Origin of the sequence: Enterobacter cloacae complex sp. I3 (assembly GCF_014896175.1) — a bacterium.
In the GTDB taxonomy this organism is placed as follows: Bacteria; Pseudomonadota; Gammaproteobacteria; order Enterobacterales; family Enterobacteriaceae; genus Enterobacter; species Enterobacter bugandensis.
The window spans coordinates 177,586-197,183 of sequence record NZ_JADBQZ010000003.1 but is presented as its reverse complement, the minus strand read 5'-3'; the positions used below and the strand labels follow the sequence as shown (position 1 = coordinate 197,183).

General features: G+C 55.6%; 19 protein-coding genes and 1 tRNA gene. 11 read left to right on the top strand and 9 right to left on the bottom strand.

From position 1 onward, the window contains the following. Positions 1 to 11: 11 nt before the first annotated feature. Positions 12 to 1,343, bottom strand: coding sequence for an amino-acid N-acetyltransferase (gene argA, locus IM271_RS03455; RefSeq protein ID WP_014885072.1), 1,332 nt, complete (start codon positions 1,341 to 1,343; stop codon positions 12 to 14). Positions 1,344 to 1,569: 226 nt separating this feature from the next. Here argA and amiC point away from each other — a divergent pair, with 226 nt between their 5' ends. Further along, positions 1,570 to 2,823: an N-acetylmuramoyl-L-alanine amidase AmiC gene (amiC, locus tag IM271_RS03450; protein ID WP_014885071.1), complete on the top strand. Its 1,254-nt coding sequence runs from the start codon at positions 1,570 to 1,572 to the stop codon at positions 2,821 to 2,823. 88 nt (positions 2,824 to 2,911) lie between these two features. On the opposite strand, the gene IM271_RS03445 is transcribed toward amiC, so the two are convergent. Further along, positions 2,912 to 2,988: transfer RNA gene (locus IM271_RS03445), tRNA-Met, on the bottom strand. Positions 2,989 to 3,197: 209 nt separating this feature from the next. Between IM271_RS03445 and mltA the strand changes: the two genes are divergently transcribed. Further along, entirely contained in the window at positions 3,198 to 4,295 is a 1,098-nt protein-coding gene (mltA, locus tag IM271_RS03440; protein ID WP_028014275.1) for a murein transglycosylase A, read from the top strand. A 75-nt stretch (positions 4,296 to 4,370) separates the two neighbouring features. Then, entirely contained in the window at positions 4,371 to 5,177 is an 807-nt protein-coding gene (tcdA, locus tag IM271_RS03435; protein ID WP_006811804.1) for a tRNA cyclic N6-threonylcarbamoyladenosine(37) synthase TcdA, read from the top strand. Here the strand turns inward: tcdA and csdE are convergent. Beyond that, positions 5,168 to 5,614: a cysteine desulfurase sulfur acceptor subunit CsdE gene (gene csdE, locus IM271_RS03430; protein ID WP_047364461.1), complete on the bottom strand. Its 447-nt coding sequence runs from the start codon at positions 5,612 to 5,614 to the stop codon at positions 5,168 to 5,170. The genes tcdA and csdE overlap by 10 nt on opposite strands. Next, positions 5,614 to 6,819 (bottom strand): cysteine desulfurase CsdA, encoded by a 1,206-nt coding sequence (gene csdA / locus IM271_RS03425; RefSeq protein WP_193052171.1) that lies wholly within the window; start codon positions 6,817 to 6,819, stop codon positions 5,614 to 5,616. Before csdA ends, csdE begins: the two co-directional genes overlap by 1 nt. A gap of 192 nt (positions 6,820 to 7,011) precedes the next feature. Between csdA and IM271_RS03420 the strand changes: the two genes are divergently transcribed. The 4 genes from IM271_RS03420 to rlmM all read left to right on the top strand — a co-directional run bounded on the left by IM271_RS03420 (position 7,012) and on the right by rlmM (position 10,034). Beyond that, positions 7,012 to 7,239, top strand: a complete 228-nt coding sequence (locus IM271_RS03420) for a YgdI/YgdR family lipoprotein (protein ID WP_008499648.1) — start codon at positions 7,012 to 7,014, stop codon at positions 7,237 to 7,239. A gap of 349 nt (positions 7,240 to 7,588) precedes the next feature. Then, entirely contained in the window at positions 7,589 to 8,506 is a 918-nt protein-coding gene (gene gcvA, locus IM271_RS03415; RefSeq protein ID WP_014885066.1) for a glycine cleavage system transcriptional regulator GcvA, read from the top strand. Between the two features lie 39 nt (positions 8,507 to 8,545). Beyond that, the gene (locus IM271_RS03410) at positions 8,546 to 8,941 is read left to right on the top strand and encodes a DUF423 domain-containing protein (protein WP_028014272.1); all 396 of its coding nucleotides are present in this window, start codon (positions 8,546 to 8,548) and stop codon (positions 8,939 to 8,941) included. Continuing rightward, positions 8,934 to 10,034: a 23S rRNA (cytidine(2498)-2'-O)-methyltransferase RlmM gene (gene rlmM / locus IM271_RS03405; RefSeq protein WP_028014271.1), complete on the top strand. Its 1,101-nt coding sequence runs from the start codon at positions 8,934 to 8,936 to the stop codon at positions 10,032 to 10,034. Before IM271_RS03410 ends, rlmM begins: the two co-directional genes overlap by 8 nt. A gap of 62 nt (positions 10,035 to 10,096) precedes the next feature. Here rlmM and xni read toward each other — a convergent pair whose 3' ends face one another. The 5 genes from xni to queF all read right to left on the bottom strand — a co-directional run bounded on the left by xni (position 10,097) and on the right by queF (position 16,529). Further along, the gene (xni, locus tag IM271_RS03400; protein WP_028014270.1) at positions 10,097 to 10,852 is read right to left on the bottom strand and encodes a flap endonuclease Xni; all 756 of its coding nucleotides are present in this window, start codon (positions 10,850 to 10,852) and stop codon (positions 10,097 to 10,099) included. Positions 10,853 to 10,964: 112 nt separating this feature from the next. Next, positions 10,965 to 12,332 (bottom strand): L-serine ammonia-lyase II, encoded by a 1,368-nt coding sequence (gene sdaB, locus IM271_RS03395; protein ID WP_028014269.1) that lies wholly within the window; start codon positions 12,330 to 12,332, stop codon positions 10,965 to 10,967. Between the two features lie 65 nt (positions 12,333 to 12,397). Beyond that, entirely contained in the window at positions 12,398 to 13,693 is a 1,296-nt protein-coding gene (locus IM271_RS03390) for an HAAAP family serine/threonine permease (RefSeq protein WP_028014268.1), read from the bottom strand. Between the two features lie 514 nt (positions 13,694 to 14,207). Further along, positions 14,208 to 15,572 (bottom strand): nucleotide 5'-monophosphate nucleosidase PpnN, encoded by a 1,365-nt coding sequence (gene ppnN / locus IM271_RS03385; RefSeq protein WP_023309027.1) that lies wholly within the window; start codon positions 15,570 to 15,572, stop codon positions 14,208 to 14,210. A gap of 114 nt (positions 15,573 to 15,686) precedes the next feature. Continuing rightward, the gene (gene queF / locus IM271_RS03380; protein ID WP_193052170.1) at positions 15,687 to 16,529 is read right to left on the bottom strand and encodes an NADPH-dependent 7-cyano-7-deazaguanine reductase QueF; all 843 of its coding nucleotides are present in this window, start codon (positions 16,527 to 16,529) and stop codon (positions 15,687 to 15,689) included. A gap of 69 nt (positions 16,530 to 16,598) precedes the next feature. Here queF and syd point away from each other — a divergent pair, with 69 nt between their 5' ends. The 4 genes from syd (at position 16,599) to IM271_RS03360 (ending at position 19,351) form a co-directional block, all read left to right on the top strand. Further along, complete coding sequence (syd, locus tag IM271_RS03375; RefSeq protein ID WP_063943196.1) at positions 16,599 to 17,144, top strand: SecY-interacting protein; 546 nt, start codon at positions 16,599 to 16,601, stop codon at positions 17,142 to 17,144. Between the two features lie 630 nt (positions 17,145 to 17,774). Further along, complete coding sequence (locus tag IM271_RS03370) at positions 17,775 to 18,104, top strand: YqcC family protein (RefSeq protein ID WP_028014265.1); 330 nt, start codon at positions 17,775 to 17,777, stop codon at positions 18,102 to 18,104. Further along, positions 18,101 to 18,877, top strand: a complete 777-nt coding sequence (gene truC, locus IM271_RS03365) for a tRNA pseudouridine(65) synthase TruC (protein WP_028014264.1) — start codon at positions 18,101 to 18,103, stop codon at positions 18,875 to 18,877. The genes IM271_RS03370 and truC overlap by 4 nt, the downstream gene beginning before the upstream one ends. Before the next feature lie 24 nt (positions 18,878 to 18,901). Continuing rightward, entirely contained in the window at positions 18,902 to 19,351 is a 450-nt protein-coding gene (locus tag IM271_RS03360) for a flavodoxin (protein ID WP_193052169.1), read from the top strand. Positions 19,352 to 19,598 lie beyond the last annotated feature (247 nt).

Genomic DNA, 19,598 nt, shown 5'->3' with positions numbered 1-19,598 from the left:
CAAAGAAAGGATTACCCCAGGTCGGCCATCAGCACTTTCGAACGGCGCTGATAGTTGTACATCTCTTTCTTCGTTTCCGGCAGAGAATCAATATCCACCGGCGTGAACCCGCGTTCCTGGAACCAGTGAATGCTGCGCGTCGTCAGGACGAACAGCTTGCTCAGCCCCATCTGACGCGCCTGTGCCGCCACGCGCTCAAGCAGCATTTCGCCGCGTGAAGAGCTGCGGTAATCCGGGTGCACCGCCACGCAGGCCATTTCTCCGATTTTCTCTTCCGGGAACGGATAGAGGGCGGCGCAGGCAATGGTCAGGTTATCGCGCTGGATAATGGTGAATTTGTCGATCTCCATCTCCAGCTGCTCGCGGGAGCGACGAACCAGAATACCCTGCTGTTCCAGCGGACGGATCAGCTCCAGAATGCCGCCGATATCGTTGATGGTCGCGCGGCGAATCTGCTCTGCACTTTCCATCACAATCTGGGTGCCAATACCGTCGCGGGAGAACAGCTCCTGCAGCAGAGCTCCGTCTTCCTGATAGCTGATCAGGTGACTACGGCGCACGCCGCTGCGGCAGGCCTTCACGGCGCCACGCAGGAAGCGGACGGTGCCGGAGTGGTAATCCCCTTCGGCTTCCAACGCTTCAACGCGGGCCTGCGCTTCATTCGGGAAGAGTTCCGGCACAATCACCCCTTCATCGTTTACGACGCCCTGGGAGGAGCAAAACCCAATCATTTTTTCCGCCTTCAGCTTGATCGCCAGCTGGGTGGCAATCTCTTCGGACGTCAGGTTAAAGCTTTCACCGGTTACGGAAACCGCCACCGGCCCCATCAGCACAATGGCACCGCTGTCGAGCTGACGGTGAATGGCCTCTTCATCAATACGACGAATGCGGCCGCTGTGGCAGTAATCCACGCCATCGTCCACGCCGAGCGGCTGGGCAATGATAAAGTTGCCGCTCACGACGTTGATATGCGCGCCCTGTAGCGGCGTGTTGTTCAGGCTCATCGACAGGCGAGCGGTGATATCCAGCTGCAGCAGACCCGCCGCCTGCTTCACCAGTTCCAGGGTTTTGGCATCCGTGACGCGGGTATGTTTGTGGTAAATCGGCTCGTGGTGGTGAGCGGCCAGGTTGGCGTCGATCTGCGGGCGCGCGCCATAGACCACCACCAGGCGGATCCCGAGGCTGTGCAGCAGGCCAATGTCATTGACGATGCTGGAAAAATTTTCATGCTCAATGGCTTCGCCGCCCAGCATGATGACAAACGTTTTTCCCCGGTGGGCGTTGATATAGGGAACAGAATGGCGGAATCCCTGGACCAGTTCGGTTCTACGTTCCTTCACCATGGCACAACCCTTAATGAATGTTTATTCGTAATTTATGTATTTTTATTCGATTGTGGGCGCGTGTGCAAGTGCAAATTTTCTGCGACCTACAGAAATTAATAAGTAATCCGTGCGTTAACGTATGATTGTTTACCCTTTTATAGATGACAGTTTATGCGTCATTCGTTAAAGTTTTCGGTCAATCTGCACTTTTGTATATCAGTTTGTTTTCTTGCTCGGGAGAAGCATGTCGGGATCCAATTCAGCAATAAGCCGCCGCCGTTTGTTAAAAGGGGCCGGGGCAATGTGGTTGCTTAGCGTCAGCCAGGTCGGTCTTGCCGCCACGAGTCAGGTGGTGGCGGTGCGCGTCTGGCCGTCGTCGACCTATACGCGCGTGACGGTTGAATCCAATCGCGTGCTGAAATATAAGCAATTTGCCCTCAGCAACCCTGAACGCGTGGTGGTGGATCTCGAAGGGGTGAACCTCAACTCCGTGCTGAAAGGCATGGCGGCGCAGATCCGCGGTGACGATCCGTTTATTAAATCGGCGCGCGTCGGTCAGTTTGATCCGCAAACCGTGCGCATGGTGTTTGAGCTTAAGCAGAACGTTAAGCCGCAACTGTTCGCCCTGGCGCCCGTCGCGACGTTTAAAGAGCGTCTGGTGATGGATCTTTACCCGGCGAATGCGACGGATATTCAGGATCCGCTTCTCGCCCTGCTGGAGGATTACAACAAAGGCGATCTTCAGCGTCAGGTGCCGCCTGCGCAAAGCGGCCCGCAACCGGGGAAAGCAGGGCGCGATCGTCCGATTGTGATCATGCTCGATCCCGGCCACGGCGGCGAAGACTCCGGTGCGGTGGGGAAATACCATACGCGCGAAAAAGACGTGGTGCTGCAAATTGCCCGTCGTCTGAAGGCGTTAATTGATAAAGAGGGCAATATGCGCGCCTACATGACGCGCAATGAGGATGTCTTTATCCCGCTGAAGGTGAGGGTGGCGAAAGCGCAGAAGCAGCGTGCCGATCTGTTCGTCTCGATCCATGCGGATGCCTTTACCAGTCGCCAGCCGAGCGGCTCGTCGGTGTTTGCGCTCTCAACCAAGGGCGCGACCAGTACCGCGGCGCGATACCTTGCGGACACCCAGAACGCCTCGGACCTGATCGGTGGCGTGAGCAAAAGCGGCGACCGCTACGTCGACCACACCATGTTCGACATGGTGCAGTCCCTGACCATTAACGACAGCCTGAAGTTTGGTAAAGCGGTGCTGGGCAAGCTGGGGAACATCAATAAGCTGCACAAAAACAGCGTTGAGCAGGCCGGGTTTGCGGTGCTGAAGGCACCGGATATCCCGTCCATTCTGGTAGAAACCGCGTTTATCAGTAACGTTGAAGAAGAGCGTAAGCTCAAGACGGCAAAGTTCCAGCAGGAGGTGGCGGAGTCGATTCTGGCGGGGATACGGGCGTATTTCTCAGACGGGGCGACGCTGGCGCGGCGCGGGTAGGTTTTTAGCCGGGTGAAATGCCCGGCAAATTCACAAACGGCAGATACAAAAAAACACCCTTAAGGGTGTTTATTGTTTTTAGAAGTGTTGGTTGCGGGGGCCGGATTTGAACCGACGACCTTCGGGTTATGAGCCCGACGAGCTACCAGGCTGCTCCACCCCGCGTCCGTGGAAGCGCACTATACTCGGATAGGTTTGTGATGCAACCCCTTTTTCACATAAATCATTAACTTTGTATGTAAAGTGAACGGCATTGCGACATTTAGACTATTTTTTGCTCTGAATTTGCCAAAGGGCATGCGATCGCATTTCATTCGCTTTGTCGGTTTGTTATCTTCATCACGCGGAAATGGGCAACTTAAAGACGAGATATAATGAAAGGACGTTGGGCGAAATATCTGATGGCGGGCGCAATGGTAGCGATTCTTGCGGCCTGTTCTTCCAAACCGACCGATCGCGGTCAGCAGTATAAAGACGGGAAGTTATCCCAGCCTTTCTCTTTAGTTAATCAGCCTGACGCCGTTGGCGCGCCGATCAACGCCGGTGATTTCTCCGAGCAGGTCTACCAGATCCGCAATGCGTCGCCGCGTCTGTATAGCTCACAGAACAATGTTTATAGCGCGGTACAGGACTGGCTGAAGGCGGGCGGCGATACGCGCAACATGCGCCAGTTTGGTATTGATGCCTGGCAAATGGAAGGGGCGGATAACTACGGCAACGTCCAGTTCACCGGCTATTACACGCCCGTGGTTCAGGCGCGACACACGCGCCAGGGCGAGTTCCAGTACCCTATCTACCGTATGCCGCCAAAACGCGGCCGTCTGCCGTCCCGTGCCGAAATCTACGCCGGTGCGCTGAGCGAAAACTACGTCCTGGCCTACAGCAACTCCCTGATGGATAATTTCATCATGGACGTGCAGGGCAGCGGCTACATTGATTTTGGCGACGGTTCACCGCTTAACTTCTTCAGCTATGCCGGGAAAAACGGCCATGCCTACCGCAGCATCGGTAAGGTGCTGATTGACCGCGGCGAAGTGAAAAAAGAAGATATGTCGATGCAGGCGATCCGCGAGTGGGGCGAAAAGCACAGTGAAGCCGAGGTGCGCGAGCTGCTGGAGCAGAACCCATCGTTCGTCTTCTTCAAGCCGCAAAACTTCGCCCCGGTGAAAGGGGCCAGCGCTGTGCCGCTGATTGGCCGCGCGTCGGTGGCATCGGATCGTTCTATCATTCCTGCGGGAACCACGCTGCTGGCGGAAGTCCCTCTGCTCGACAACAACGGCAAGTTTAACGGCAAATATGAGCTGCGTCTGATGGTAGCCCTGGATGTGGGCGGAGCGATTAAGGGACAGCACTTTGATATCTATCAGGGCATTGGCCCGGATGCCGGTCACCGTGCAGGCTGGTATAACCACTACGGACGCGTATGGGTGCTGAAGGCCGCGCCGGGCACCGGAAACGTATTCAGCGGCTGATTGTGGTATTCTGAGCGCAATACGGATTACTGTTCAGGGTGAGGAAAACCTCACCCTTTTTACATCTGAGGTTTTATGTCTGTGGTAATCAGCGATGCCTGGCGCCAGCGTTTTGGCGGCACGGCACGTCTCTATGGTGAAAAAGCCCTGCAGCTGTTTGCGGATGCGCACGTCTGCGTCGTGGGCATTGGCGGTGTCGGCTCCTGGGCGGCGGAAGCGCTGGCGAGAACCGGGATTGGCGCAATCACGCTGATTGATATGGATGACGTTTGTGTGACCAACACTAACCGTCAGATCCACGCCCTGCGTGATAACGTCGGTCTGGCGAAGTCCGAGGTGATGGCGGAGCGCATTCGCCTCATCAATCCGGAGTGTCGGGTGACGGTGATCGACGACTTTGTGACGGCAGATAACGTCGCGGAGTACATGAGCAAAGGCTACAGCTATGTGATTGACGCCATCGACAGCGTGCGGCCTAAAGCGGCGCTGATCGCATACTGCCGTCGTTACAAGGTGCCGCTGGTCACGACCGGCGGCGCGGGCGGGCAAATCGATCCCACGCAGATCCAGGTTGCCGATCTGGCGAAAACCATTCAGGATCCGCTGGCTGCCAAGCTGCGTGAACGCCTGAAGAGCGACTTCAATGTGGTGAAGAACAGCAAGGGCAAGCTGGGTGTCGACTGCGTGTTCTCCACCGAAGCGCTGGTCTACCCGCAGGCGGATGGTTCAGTTTGTGCGATGAAAAGCACGGCGGAAGGGCCAAAACGCATGGACTGCGCGTCAGGCTTTGGGGCGGCCACCATGGTAACCGCCTCTTTTGGCTTTGTGGCGGTCTCTCACGCCCTGAAGAAGATGATGGCGAAGGCGGAACGTCAGGCCTGAGCCTGACGTGCGGCGTCCAGCACCGCGTCGCTGAGCGCGATCAGGCCCTGACCGCGCGAGGCGCTAAGCTGCGCGCGCAGCCCCAGCTCGTCGAACAGCGCCAGCGGCGAGTGCGTTAACAATTCCGCCGCGCTTTTCCCCTCAATGGCGGTTAACAGGACCGCCAGCAGGCCCCGGACGATGCGCCCTTCGCTGTCGCCGAAGAAATGCAGCTTCTCGCCGGAGACGCTCACGCCCAGCCAGACGCGGTTTTCACAGCCCGCAATCTCTTTCGCCTGCGCTTTAAGATCGTCGGAAAGAGCTGGCAGCTGTTTACCCAGCAGGATCAGCTGACGATATTTATCTTCCCACTGCTGGAGCGGGGCGAAGGTCTGTTTTAAGGTCTCTTCAGTGATGACCGTGCCAAACGGATGTCCGGCTAAAGCAGCGCTAGTCATTAATCCACCAGTATTTCAAGGGCGCGGTCAACGGCGCTAACCAGCGCGTCGACATCGCTTTGGGTATTATACGGCGCAAACGAGGCGCGCAGCGTACCGCTTACGCCGAGCGCCGCCAGCAGCGGCTGGGCGCAGTGCTGTCCGGCGCGCAGGGCAATGCCGTACCCGGCCAGCAGCGTCACCATATCGCTATGATGCACACCAGCAAAATCAAAGGCGAGCAGGCTGGAATCCTGAACGCGGAACGAGCGGAAACCCGGGCGTTTTTTCAGTTCTTCCTCAGCCAGCGTCGCCAGCCCTCGGCTCCAGCTTTCCGCCTGAACCACGTCCGTTTCCGCCAGCCATTCAAGTGCGGCGCTCAGGCCGATGACCCCGGCCACGTTCGGCGTGCCCGCTTCCAGACGGTAAGGCACCTCCTGCGTTTTAAAACCGTCGAAGGTCACCTCGGTAATCATTTTGCCGCCGCCGAGCCACGGCGTCATTTTTGCCAGCAGTTCTGGCTTACCGTACAGCGCGCCAATCCCGGTTGGCCCGTAGAGTTTGTGCCCGGAGAAGGCATAGAAGTCGATATCCAGCGCCTGCACATCAGCGGGGAAATGAACCACGCCCTGAGCACCGTCGACCATCACCACCACGCCGCTGGCATGGGCAATCTCAATGGCGCGAGCCAGATCCGGACAGCCGCCGGTGACGTTGGACATCTGCCCCAGCGCCAGAATACGGCTGCGGGGGGTAATCAGCTCAGGGAGACGGGCCACGTCAGGCAGAAAGTCTGCACTCAACGGGAGCTTAATAACGCGCGCGCCCGTTTGCTCAGCCACCATCAGCCACGGCACCATGTTAGCGTGGTGCTCTGCTTCGCTGACAATGATTTCGTCCCCTGGCTGCAGCAGCGGGCGGGCATAGCTCTGGGCCACCATATTGATGGCTTCAGTCGTACCGCGCGTCCAGACGATATTTTTCCCGCTTTCGGCATTGATCAGGCGTGCAACCTGATCGCGTGCGGCTTCATAGCGCGCGGTCAGGCGCTGCGCTTCGGCAAACTGGCTGCGATGTACGTTGCCGGCGCTCAGGCTGTAGAACTGCTGCGTGGCCTCGATCACCGCCTTGGGCTTCAGGGCCGTGGCGGCGCTATCAAGATAAATACCGGCATCGGCCAGCGCCGGAAACTGTGCGCGAAACTGCGCAGGACTGAAAGCGTTCATGGAATTCCTCGTGTCGATAGAGAGATCGTCGCGCAATTTCAGCGGCAGGGCAAGGAGGTTGATATCTATCAGATTTGTCTGCTTATCCTGGCGACCTCGAAAAAGCAGGTTATGCTAAATAGTGTTAGGCGGATGTTTTAGCCTGTTATAAATCGAGGTTTGAATAGCATTAATTGCTAAAGGAGAATAATCATGAATAAGACAGCTGCAATCATTTCTGCCTGTGCGTTTACTTTTGCCCTGAGCGCCTGTTCTGGTAACAACTACGTGATGCACACAAACGATGGTCGTTCTATCGTTTCGGAAGGGAAACCGACTACCGATAACGATACCGGGATGATTTCGTACAAAGATGCTAACGGGAACAAGCAGCAGATCAACCGCACGGACGTGAAAGAGATGAAAGAGATCGAGCATTAACCGATCGCAGGGGAAAAAAAAGCACCGCAAATTGGCGGTGCTACATTAATCACTATGGACAGACAGGGTAAATGTACAGGAAGTGAAAAATTGGTAGCGTTGCTACCGTGGTCTGAATCGCAGACCAATTGCAAACACAACAACACAACATCACAACCGTAAGCCAAAAGCCCTTCAGAACACGCATTCCGAAAAAAGCTCTTCGTTCCGGCTCAGGAAGTGCCGCCACTATAGGTATTTGCTGGTAGTTCCTCAACGGACAAATTATAATGGCTCAGATAAAAAAAACTAATAGGTTAAACGTTGTTTCCTGTTTGTTAAATTCCGTTAACATCTAAGCCAGATAACCATGTCAAAGCGATTGCCACCCCTTAATGCATTACGCGTTTTTGATGCAGCAGCACGTCACCTGAGCTTCACCCGTGCGGCAGATGAGCTTTTTGTGACACAGGCCGCAGTAAGTCACCAAATCAAGTCCCTGGAGGATTTCCTGGGCCTTAAGCTATTCCGCCGACGCAATCGTTCCTTGCTGTTGACCGAAGAGGGGCAGAGCTATTTTCAGGATATTAAAGAGATTTTTTCCCAGCTCACGGAAGCCACGCGTAAGCTGCAGGCCCGCAGTGCAAAAGGTGCCCTGACTGTTAGTTTATTGCCCAGTTTTGCCATTCAGTGGTTGGTGCCAAGACTCTCAAGCTTTAACTCAGCTTATCCGGGGATCGACGTTCGAATCCAGGCGGTGGATCGTCAGGAAGACAAGCTGGCCGATGATGTGGATGTCGCCATTTTTTATGGTCGCGGCAACTGGCCGGGCTTGCGTGTCGAGAAATTATACGCAGAATATCTGCTGCCGGTCTGTTCGCCTCTGCTTTTAACAGGCGACAAGGCGCTGAAAACACCCGCTGACCTGGCGCAGCATACGCTTTTACATGATGCCTCTCGCCGCGACTGGCAAACTTATACCCGTCAATTAGGTCTTAGTCATATAAACGTGCAGCAGGGCCCCATTTTTAGCCATAGTGCGATGGTGCTACAGGCTGCCATTCACGGACAGGGCGTGGCGTTGGCGAACAACGTGATGGCGCAGTCCGAAATTGAGGCAGGCCGTCTGGTTTGCCCTTTTAATGATGTACTGGTCAGCAAGAATGCATTTTATCTGGTTTGTCATGACAGTCAGGCAGAACTGGGTAAAATAGCCGCCTTCCGGCAGTGGATACTGGCGAAAGCGGCAAGCGAGCAAGAAAAATTCCGCTTCAGGTATGAACAATAACGTTTGTGTGCCGGGCACGCATTAATTCAGGACTTAAACATGACCAGCCGATTCATGCTGATTTTTGCCGCGGTGAGTGGCTTTATTTTTGTTGCACTGGGCGCCTTTGGCGCGCACGTATTGAGCAAGTCTTTGGGCGCCGTCGAGATGGGCTGGATCCAGACCGGCCTTGAATACCAGGCGTTTCATACGCTGGCTATTTTTGGGCTGGCGGTGGCGATGCAGCGCCGGATAAGCATCTGGTTTTACTGGAGTAGCGTATTTATGGCGCTGGGTACCGTGCTGTTTAGCGGCAGCCTTTACTGTCTGGCCCTCTCGCATTTGCGCCTGTGGGCGTTTGTTACACCTGTCGGCGGCGTGAGCTTCCTGGCGGGTTGGGTATTAATGTTTATCGGAGCTATCCGTCTGAAACGCAAGGGCGTTGTTCATGAATAAGGTTGTTTTATATTGTCGCCCGGGGTTTGAGAAAGAGTGCGCCGCGGAAATTACCGATAAAGCGGCGAAGCGCGAAGTCTTCGGCTTTGCTCGCGTAAAAGAAAATGCGGGCTATGTGGTATTCGAGTGTTATCAGCCTGAAGACGCCGACAAGCTGGCGCGCGAGCTGCCGTTCAGCTCGCTGATCTTCGCCCGCCAGATGTTCGTCGCGGGTGAGTTGCTGAAAGATCTTCCGCCGGAAGATCGCATCACGCCGATTGTGGGCATGCTGCAGGGCGTGGTGGAGAAGGGCGGCGACCTGCGCGTTGAGGTTGCCGATACCAACGAAAGCAAAGAGCTGATGAAGTTTTGCCGTAAGTTCACCGTGCCGCTGCGCGCAGCGCTGCGTGACGCGGGCATACTGACAAACTACGAAACGCCGAAGCGTCCGGTGGTGCATATCTTCTTTATCGCACCGGGCTGCTGCTATGCGGGCTATTCGTACACCAATAACAATTCGCCATTCTTTATGGGCATCCCGCGCCTGAAGTTCCCGGCAGATGCGCCGAGCCGTTCAACCCTGAAGCTGGAAGAGGCGTTTCACGTCTTTATCCCGGCAGATGAGTGGGACGAGCGTCTGGCTAACGGCATGTATGCCGTCGACCTTGGCGCGTGTCCGGGCGGCTGGACCTATCAGCTGGTGAAACGCAACATGTGGGTGTCGTCTGTGGATAACGGCCCAATGGCGCAAAGCCTGATGGACACAGGACAGGTCACCTGGCTGCGAGAAGACGGTTTCCGCTATCGCCCAACCCGCAACAACATCTCGTGGATGGTGTGCGACATGGTGGAGAAGCCGGCAAAAGTGGCCGCGCTGATGGCCTCCTGGCTGGTGAACGGCTGGTGCCGTGAGACCATTTTCAACCTCAAGCTGCCGATGAAAAAGCGCTACGAGGAGGTATCCCAGAACCTGGCCTATATTCAGGCACAGCTGGATGAGCACGGTATTAACGTGGAGATCCAGGCGCGTCAGTTGTACCACGACCGCGAAGAGGTGACGGTACACATCCGTCGCTGGTGGGCGGCTGTAGGCGGACGTCGCGACGAGCGATAGTGCGTGCTTTGTTTTGCCCGGTGGCGCTGCGCTTACCGGGCCTACAAAACCGTGTTGACGTTTTAACGTTCTAACCGCAACTGCTGTAAATTCCCGTCCAGCTGTAAATCTGTCTGTAGCGTCGCCACCTCGCGGCAGATAAACGCCATCTCTTTATGCGCCTCCAGCTTCTTGCGCCACTTTTCTGGCACCTCATCCAGACGGGCGTAAATCCCTTCCAGACTCTGAAAATCGGTCAGCAACTGGGCGGCGCTCTTTGGTCCAATACCGGCGACACCCGGAACCTTAGAGCTGCTGATGCCTGCCAGACCCCAATAATCCGGCAGTTGCTCAGGCAAGACGCCGAACTCGCTGGCAATAAACGGCGCGTCCAGCCAGCGTTTTTGAAAATAGTCGCGAATGCGGATCGTGGGGGAGAGCAGCTGGCAGTAGCCTTTGTCAGTTGAAACGATAGTGGCCTGATGCCCGGCACTTGCCACTTTTACGGCCAGGGTGGCCGCGAGATCGTCGGCTTCATTGCCCTGTGCACCCCAGCAGGGGACGCCACGCTGCTCAAAGGCGGCACGCAGAGCGGGCATTTCGGCATGCAGATCGTCCGGCATCGGTGCGCGTCCGGCTTTGTAGTCGGGCAAGCGCTGATGTCGCCAGCCGCTGTTGCGCGCTTCGTCATCAAACACGGCCACGACGTGCGTCGGCTCGCTGTGGCGAATAAGCTGCTCCAGCGCGTGCAGGCAGGTGTCCTTGCAGGGCGTGCCTTGTACCGCATGGATTCGGCGAATCAGATTGAGCGCGTCGACGATAAGCAAATGAACAGCCACAGATATTCTCCCTTAAATCTAATGGGTAAAGGGTATCACTGTCGGCAGGATGAAACGAATAGCGTGAGGGAAAACAGGAAGAAGCCTCGCAAAACGAGGCTTCCTGAGAGGCTTAATCGCAGGTTACGATCTTCATCGCCAGGCCGCCGCGAGAGGTTTCGCGGTATTTGGCGTTCATATCTTTACCGGTTTCGTACATGGTTTCGATAACTTTATCGAGACAGACGCGCGGCTCACTGGTGCGGCGCAGCGCCATACGCGCCGCGTTCACCGCCTTGACGGAGGCGATGGCGTTACGCTCGATGCACGGCACCTGTACCTGTCCGGCAACCGGATCGCAGGTTAGCCCCAGGTTATGTTCCATGCCGATTTCCGCAGCGATGCAGACCTGCGCCGGGCTTGCGCCCAACAGTTCCGCCAGGCCCGCCGCCGCCATGGAGCATGCCACGCCGACTTCGCCCTGACAGCCTACTTCCGCACCGGAAATGGAGGCGTTCATTTTATACAGAGAACCAATCGCGCTGGCGACCAGCAGGTAGCGCGCCAGGGAGTTAGCGTTCACTTCACGGATAAACTTGTCGTAGTACGCCAGCACGGCCGGAACGATACCGCAGGCACCGTTGGTTGGTGCCGTGACGACGCGGCCCCCTGCGGCGTTCTCTTCGTTCACCGCCAGGGCGAACATGTTGATCCAGTCGACGACGGCCATCGGGTCCGTTGTCGTTTTGTCGGTGCTCACCAGCATACGACGCAGCGCCGCCGCACGACGCGGTACGCGAAGCTTGCCCGGCAGAACGCCTTCGGTGGTGATCCCGCGCTCAATGCCGCCGCGCATCACTTCCCAGACGCTAGCGAAGTGCTGTTCCAGCTCCTCTTTGCTGTGAAGGGCCAGCTCGTTTTTCATCATCAGGCCAGAGAGGGAAAGCCCCGTCTCCTGGCAGTGGCGCTGGAGATCTGCCGCGGTTTTGTACGGATACGGCACCTCAACAGAAGAGGTGGTGGTTTGACCAAAGTGATCTTCGTCGACGATAAAGCCGCCGCCGATGGAGTAATACGTCTGGCTGTAAACCGCTTTGTCGCCGGCCAGCGCGGTAATGCGCATGCCGTTTTCGTGCAGCGACAGGTTGTCCGCATGGAAATTCATGCAGTGGTCAACCGGGAATTCAACCTCATGCTCACCGTTTGCCAGCAGCAAACGACCGTGGGTGTTCACGTCCTGGATGAAGCCAGGGATCGCGTCTATATCAACGGTATCCGGCAGATTTCCCGCCAGGCCCATGATAATGGCGATATCGGTATGGTGGCCTTTCCCGGTCAGGGAAAGCGAGCCGTACACATCGACAACCACGCGGGTGATGTCGTGCAGAATGCCGCGTGCAATCAAGTCATCCGTGAACTGCTTACCGGCTTTCATTGGTCCGACGGTGTGAGAGCTGGAAGGACCAATACCGATTTTGAAAATATCGAATACGCTAATCATGATGCGTCCATTGCTTTCAGTCAGAGGGGGAGGAGTGCGCCGCCCGAAGGCGGCGCGGGCGTTCATCAGAACATGGTGTACAGGGAGTAGAAGATCGCAGAGATAGCGATAAGGCCCATGATAACCACAAACACGTTGCTGACCTGGCCGCTGTACTTGCGCATGGCAGGCACTTTCTGAATAGCGTACATCGGCATCAGGAACAGAATCATCGCGATAACCGGGCCACCCAGGGTTTCAATCATGCCCAGGATGCTTGGGTTCAGGGTCGCTACCGCCCAGGTGGTGAGCAGCATGAACAGTGCAGTGATTTTGTTCAGCTTGTTGATTTCAATGCTCTTGCCTTTACCGCGCAGAGATTTAATCACCATACCGTTGAAGCCTTCACGCGCGCCCAGGTAGTGGCCCAGGAAGGATTTGGTGATGGCGATCATCGCGATGATCGGTGCCATCCACGCAATCAGCGGTGCGTTAAAGTGGTTCGCCAGGTAAGACAGAATAGAGATGTTCTGTTCTTTCGCTGCCGCCAGGTCCGCCGGGGAGAGGCTCAGTACGCAGCTGAAGACGAAGAACATCACGGTCAGCACCATCATCACGTGAGCGCGGGCCAGGATGCTGGAGCACTTCTTCTCTGCACCATTACCGTACTCTTCGCGTTTCGCCACGGCGAAAGAGGAGATGATTGGGGAGTGGTTGAAGGAGAAGACCATTACCGGGATCGCCAGCCACAGGGTCATCAGCAGGCCGTTACCGGTCGCAGACGCGCTGCTCAGGGACAGGGTTTCCAGCGCTGCACCGTTCCACTGTGGGATCAGGTAGCAGGCCAGCAGCATCAGCGCAGCCACAAACGGGAAGACCAGCACGCTCATGGCCTTAACAATCATCTGCTCGCCGAAGCGCACGATGGTCATCATGCCGACGATCAGGATCAGAGACAGAATGGCACGCGGTGGCGGCGTCATGTGCAGCTGGTGCGTCATGAAGCTTTCAACGGTGTTGGTGATCGCCACGCTGTAGACGAGCAGGATTGGGTAAATCGCGAAGAAATAGAGCAGGGTAATCAGTTTACCTGCGCCAACGCCGAAATGTTCTTCAACCACTTCGGTGATGTCTTCGCCCGGGTTTTTACCGGACAGCACGAAGCGGGTAAGACCGCGGTGTGCGAAGTAGGTCATCGGGAAGGCGATGATGGCCATGATGATCAGCGGAATCAGACCGCCGACGCCTGCGTTGATAGGAAGGAACAGTACACCAGCGCCGATTGCCGTGCCGTAAAGGCCCAGCATCCACATGGTATCCGTTTTGCGCCAACCACTTCGGGATTCAATCGAAGCAACGGTGCTGGTTTGAGTGGTTTCCATCTATATCTCCTGGAGGAAGCAAATTGTCAGGTTTTTAGTCAAATCCGATGAAAAAGTGCCTGACGGTAATATGAAATTCGTTCAGTGACGGTTTTTTAATAATTTTCGCCCGTAACTGTTGGCGGGCGGAAAGATACATTCTCGTTATGAATCTATCAGTGATCGCGATCCCAAATGCAATAATCCACTTATGATGTGGGCATCTTTAGACCATTTATCTGTTAAAAAAACATCAAATAGAATTTACGGGCGCGAAGGCTACCACCAACGACATGTGGGCTAAAAGAGCGGCCCGCAATATAGGTGTCTTCCGCTGTAAAGATATAGCTTTTTAGGATTTTCTTGCGGGTAATTTAGTTTAAGGCTGATAAATTACGGTTGTTAAATGGAGGTAATCGATTGCGTTCGCCGTAAGTTTGTTAAAGTTATAAGTGAGGCCTATGAAGTGATTCGCTAATAAAAAAGCCGAGACCCGCTACAGGGTGCCCCGGCTTTGAGAAGAAGAAACTGAGCGTTACGTGCAGATTTCGTAGCACGGAATGTAGGCTGAACCCGGCAACTTCATGCGGTGTTGAGCCACAAAGCCCTGAAGCATGTCGTCCATACGGCGCATCATCTCCGGGTCGCCGTGGATCTTGTACGGACCATACTGCTCAATCGCGCGGATGCCCATCTCCTTCACGTTGCCCGCCACAATCCCGGAGAAGGCGCGACGCAGGTCGGCGGCCAGCACTTCCACCGGCTGGTCCGGGTAGAGTTTCAGGTTCGCCATATTTTCATGGGTCGGCTCGAACGGGATCTGCAGGTCAGGCGCAATACGGATTGACCAGTTAAAGCTGTACGCATCACCGGTATCACGACGATTCTCTTTCACCAGCGGCATCGCTTTTTTCATCTGGCGCGCCACTTCCGCCGCGTCATCAATGATGATGCGATAGTGACGACGCGCGGCTTCTCCCAGCGTATGCACGATAAACTCGTCCAGCACGCGGAAGTAGTCGGCGCTCTCTTTCGGGCCGGTCAGGATCAGCGGCAGAACCTGATCTTTGTTGGCCGGGTTCATCAGAATCCCCAGCAGATAGAGCAGCTCTTCCGCCGTTCCCACGCCGCCCGGGAAGATGATAATCCCGTGAGCGATACGAACAAACGCCTCAAGACGCTTCTCGATATCCGGCATGATAATCAGCTCATTGACCAGCGGGTTAGGCGGCTCAGCGGCGATGATTGACGGCTCGGTCATGCCGATAAACCGCCCCTCTTTGTAACGCTGCTGCGCATGACCCACGGCTGCACCTTTCATTGGTGCTTCCATTGCACCCGGACCACAGCCGGTACAGATATTCAGCTCGCGCAGGCCAAGCTGCGTTCCGACCCGACGGGCATAGAGATATTCGGTTTCGTTAATCGAGTGGCCGCCCCAGCAGACGACCATGTTTGGTGCTTCGCCAACGTGCAGGGCGCGGGCGTTGCGCAGAATAGAGAACACCAGGTTGGTGATATGAACGGAGCTTTCCAGGTCGAGATGCTGGAAGCGGCCCGCGTTGTGAATCTGCCCGTTAACAAACAGGATGTCGCGCAGGACGGCAAACAGGTTGGCCTGAAGGGAACGAATGATACGCCCGTCGACAAAGGCCTCTTCCGGCGGGTTGATCACTTCCAGTTTCACGCCACGCTCGCGGCGCAGCACGTTAATATCAAAGCTTTCGAAGCGGGACAGCAGTTCTTTACTGTTATCTGTCAGGCTTCCGGAGTTCAGTACGGCAAGTGAACAGTTACGAAACAGTTGATAAAGATCGCTGCTGGCCGTGCGTTTAAGCATGTCCACCTCCAGCTGCGACAACATATCCATTGAGCCAAGCGGGCTAATATGTGTAATCAAGTGAGCTCCTTATGGGACGATTATCGTCATTCCCTTTGATTACAATAGCCCTGGCGCGTGACGTTTCACAACACTTCGGCGGAATACCGCACGCATATTGTGAAAATATTTATATTATTGACGCACCAGCCGGCCCGTTGCTGGCACAAAATCGGTGTTGGTGCGCCACGGGTTAATGTCCAGCCCGCCACGGCGGGTATAGCGCGCGTAAACGCTCAGTTTCTCCGGCTGGCAGAAACGCTGAATATCGTTAAAAATACGCTCCACGCACTGCTCGTGAAATTCGTTGTGATGGCGGAACGACACCAGATAGCGCAGCAGTTTTTCCCGGTCAATTTTCGGGCCTCGGTACTGGATCTGCACCGAACCCCAGTCCGGCTGGTGGGTAATCAGGCAGTTGGACTTCAGCAAATGGCTGACCAGCGTCTCTTCAACCACTTTTCCGCCCGCCACGTTTTCGAGGTAATCGGCGCTGAATTCATAATTCTCCACCTCGATGTCCTGCTCGTCGATGCAGGTTCCGTGGAAGTGGGCAATGGGCTGTCCTTCCAGCTCGTGCAGGCGGTATAACGAGACGGACACGTTCCCCTGCGCGCAGGCGGCTAAATCCCGCTCCAGCGTTTGCTGAACCTCGTCCCAGCTGTTGAATCGGGTCTGGTTGAAGCTGTTGAGATAGAGCTTAAAGCTTTTGGACTCGACCAGGTTCACGCTGGCATAGTCCAGCTCAACGTGGCCCACGGCCACCTGCGGCAGACCGCGCGCGTTAAGCCAGGAGAGTTCGTACAGCGTCCAGATATCGCCGCCGACAAACGGCAATGCGTCCGCATGCAGTCCAAGAGGATCGCGGTTCAGGCTGCGCGGCACGCCCTGCAGCAGGCTTGCATCGTAGGTATCGCGGTAATCGGTCGATTTACCCAGCGTTAGGCCGGTTAACGCCTGATGATTTTCGTAAGACATGTTTCATAGCCACTTTACAGGTACACTTATGGGCAGAGTTTATCCTGTCTTACAAGAAGAGAGAAATCGGTGGACATCGAAACTGCAAATGCCCTTACTACCTTCACAACCCGCTATTGCGACGCGTGGCATGAAAAGCACGGAACATGGCCGCAAAGCGCTGATTTATATGGCGTGCCGTCGCCGTGCATTATCTCTTCGCAGGATGACTATGTTATCTGGCAGCCGAAGCCCAATACCGCTGAGCAAAATGTAAATGCGGTTGAACGGGCTATGGACCTTGTGGTACAACCAGCGGTTCACGCGTTTTATGCCACGCAGTTTGCAGGGGATATGCCCGCGCACTTGGGTGATTTGACGCTGACGCTGTTGCAGACCTGGAGCGAAGACGATCTGCAGCGTGTTCAGGAAAACCTGATTGGTCATCTGGTCACGCAAAAACGCCTTAAGCTTTCTCCGACGCTCTTTATTGCCACGCTGGACAGCGAACTGGATGTGATATCCGTCTGCAACCTGTCCGGGGAAGTGATTAAAGAGACCATCGGTACCCGCAATCGCGAAACGCTCGCCCCCTCTCTTGCGGATTTCCTTACCCGTCTTGAGCCACTTCTGTAATCCATGATGCTACGACGCGTGTGAGAGATCTCTTACAAGGTTTGTGAGAGATCGCTGGATCATTCAGTATTGCCTTATTTAATTCAGATTAATATCACTCTGTTTTTCAAAGAATTAGTTGTTCATCGCATCTTTTTTAGGGATTTCTTACGGCTTACAGTGCTGCAAGGGTGGGTTGTAAGACGAAGCGGAATAGCGGATTCTATCTCCGTCGACAGGACGCCGACACGAGAAACGAACATCAGGATGATGGCGTTTCTTACTCAGGACACGTCAGGATGGCGCTGCAGGAAGGCTTCAGGATGAAGCAAAAGGATAACGCAGGACGCGTAAGGGACACCTCCAGGAAGGAGAACGAGAACCGAACAGGATGGTCGGTGGGTCAGGAAGGCCAGGACGTTTCAGGATGAAACAAACACGTCAGGAAGATGTGTGCAGGATGCAAAAGGTATAAGGATGACCAGGCCTTCGGGCATCAGGAAAAGTTGTCACGGAAGAGCAGGGAGCACGAATTGTAGCTGGAATGCTGCGAAACGAACCGGGAGCACTGTTTTTACAGTGCTCCCTTTTTTATTTCTGTCTTCCGCAATGCTATGCTGCGCGCCGTTCACTTTTTCAGTTGAGGTTACTATGACGCAACACGATAGCGTTCGTGCTCAGTTGCACGCCATCGAAGCCCTTTTGCGCCAGCATCAGCTGTGGCAGGAGACCGCGCCGAATCCGGAAGCGTTTGCCAGTACCCAGCCATTCTGCCTGGATACGCTGGCACCGTTCGAGTGGCTCCAGTGGGTATTAATCCCGCGCATGCACGCGCTGCTGGAAGGCGGCCACCCTTTGCCACAGGCGTTCGCCGTTTCTCCCTACTATGAAATGGCGCTTGAGGCGACGCACCCTGCGCGCGATGTGATGCTGGTTGAGCTGGAAAAACTGGACGCCCTGTTTGCCGGTGAAGAGGCATGACGCTGGAAATCCTCTATCAGGACGAGTGGCTGGTGGCGGTGAATAAACCGTCTGGCTGGCTGGTGCACCGCAGCTGGCTGGATCGCGATGAGAAAGTGGTGGTGATGCAAACCGTGCGCGACCAGATTGGTCAGCATGTGTTTACCGCGCACCGCCTCGACAGACCGACTTCTGGCGTGCTGCTGATGGGGCTTTCCAGCGAGGCGGGCCGCCTGCTGGCGCAGCAGTTTGAACAGCACCAGATCCAGAAGCGCTACCACGCGATCGTTCGTGGCTGGCTGACCGAATCCGCCACGCTGGACTATCCGCTGGTGGAGGAGCTGGACAAAATCGCCGATAAATTTGCCCGCGATGACAAAGGCCCGCAGCCCGCGGTGACGGATTATCGCGGCATGGCGACAACGGAAATGCCGGTAGCAACCAGCAAATTCCCCACCACACGCTACAGCCTGGTTGAGCTTTTGCCCAAAACCGGACGCAAGCACCAGCTTCGCCGTCATCTTGCGCACCTGCGCCACCCGATAATTGGCGACAGCAAGCACGGCGATCTGCGCCAGAACCGCAGCGCGGCAGAGCATTTTGGCTGTAACAGACTGATGCTGCACGCCAGCGAGCTTAGCCTGACTCACCCGTTTACCGGTGAACCACTGATTATTCGTGCCGGGCTGGACGACGTCTGGATGCAGGCGCTGTCACAGTTTGGCTGGCGGGGACAACTCCCCGAAAATGAAAGGGTTGAGTTTGTATCAGGCAACGTTCAGGATGAACGGTAAGCGCAATAATTACGGGAGCAAAGCATGGCTGAAGTAGGCATTTTTGTCGGCACGATGTACGGCAACTCGCTGTTGGTAGCGGAAGAGGCTGAGGCGATTTTGACAAGCCAGGGCCATAAAGCCACGGTCTATGAAGACCCGGAACTGGCGGACTGGGAAAAGTATAAAGATAAATACATTCTGGTAGTGACCTCCACCACCGGTCAGGGCGATCTCCCGGACAGCATCGTGCCGCTTTTCCAGGGCATTAAAGATCGGCTTGGCTACCAGCCGAACGTTCACTACGGCATTATTGCCCTCGGCGATAGCTCTTACGCCAACTTCTGCGGCGGCGGCAAGCAGTTCGATGCGCTTCTTCAGGAACAGAGCGCCAAGCGCGTCGGCGAGATGCTGTTGATTGATGCCGGCGAGCATCCTGAACCCGAAAGCGAGTCGAACCCGTGGGTTGAACACTGGGCAACGCTTCTTAAATAGTTTCGTAGGCCGGGTAAGGCGTAGCCGCCACCCGGCAACAAAGCCGCATCAAATCCTCAATTCCGTGAAGTATCTTCCACTGCTTTGGGCTTATGCCTCAAACCACGTTCCCCACACTCCTCAATGTTGTGTTTCTGCACGGTGAGCGAACCTGTCACTCCTTCATATACTTTTCCGGTCACAATAAAACGGCTTCAGGCCGTACTAAAACGACAAAAACTTATCTCATTCTGATTACCCTACCGGT

What these genes read in the sequence shown, in the direction of transcription:
- argA (WP_014885072.1), bottom strand. Translation starts at nt 1,343, where the DNA reads ATGGTGAAGGAACGTAGAACCGAACTGGTCCAGGGATTCCGCCATTCT.
- amiC (WP_014885071.1), top strand. Translation starts at nt 1,570, where the DNA reads ATGTCGGGATCCAATTCAGCAATAAGCCGCCGCCGTTTGTTAAAAGGG.
- mltA (WP_028014275.1), top strand. Translation starts at nt 3,198, where the DNA reads ATGAAAGGACGTTGGGCGAAATATCTGATGGCGGGCGCAATGGTAGCG.
- tcdA (WP_006811804.1), top strand. Translation starts at nt 4,371, where the DNA reads ATGTCTGTGGTAATCAGCGATGCCTGGCGCCAGCGTTTTGGCGGCACG.
- csdE (WP_047364461.1), bottom strand. Translation starts at nt 5,614, where the DNA reads ATGACTAGCGCTGCTTTAGCCGGACATCCGTTTGGCACGGTCATCACT.
- csdA (WP_193052171.1), bottom strand. Translation starts at nt 6,819, where the DNA reads ATGAACGCTTTCAGTCCTGCGCAGTTTCGCGCACAGTTTCCGGCGCTG.
- IM271_RS03420 (WP_008499648.1), top strand. Translation starts at nt 7,012, where the DNA reads ATGAATAAGACAGCTGCAATCATTTCTGCCTGTGCGTTTACTTTTGCC.
- gcvA (WP_014885066.1), top strand. Translation starts at nt 7,589, where the DNA reads ATGTCAAAGCGATTGCCACCCCTTAATGCATTACGCGTTTTTGATGCA.
- IM271_RS03410 (WP_028014272.1), top strand. Translation starts at nt 8,546, where the DNA reads ATGACCAGCCGATTCATGCTGATTTTTGCCGCGGTGAGTGGCTTTATT.
- rlmM (WP_028014271.1), top strand. Translation starts at nt 8,934, where the DNA reads ATGAATAAGGTTGTTTTATATTGTCGCCCGGGGTTTGAGAAAGAGTGC.
- sdaB (WP_028014269.1), bottom strand. Translation starts at nt 12,332, where the DNA reads ATGATTAGCGTATTCGATATTTTCAAAATCGGTATTGGTCCTTCCAGC.
- IM271_RS03390 (WP_028014268.1), bottom strand. Translation starts at nt 13,693, where the DNA reads ATGGAAACCACTCAAACCAGCACCGTTGCTTCGATTGAATCCCGAAGT.
- queF (WP_193052170.1), bottom strand. Translation starts at nt 16,529, where the DNA reads ATGTCTTACGAAAATCATCAGGCGTTAACCGGCCTAACGCTGGGTAAA.
- IM271_RS03370 (WP_028014265.1), top strand. Translation starts at nt 17,775, where the DNA reads ATGACGCAACACGATAGCGTTCGTGCTCAGTTGCACGCCATCGAAGCC.
- truC (WP_028014264.1), top strand. Translation starts at nt 18,101, where the DNA reads ATGACGCTGGAAATCCTCTATCAGGACGAGTGGCTGGTGGCGGTGAAT.
- IM271_RS03360 (WP_193052169.1), top strand. Translation starts at nt 18,902, where the DNA reads ATGGCTGAAGTAGGCATTTTTGTCGGCACGATGTACGGCAACTCGCTG.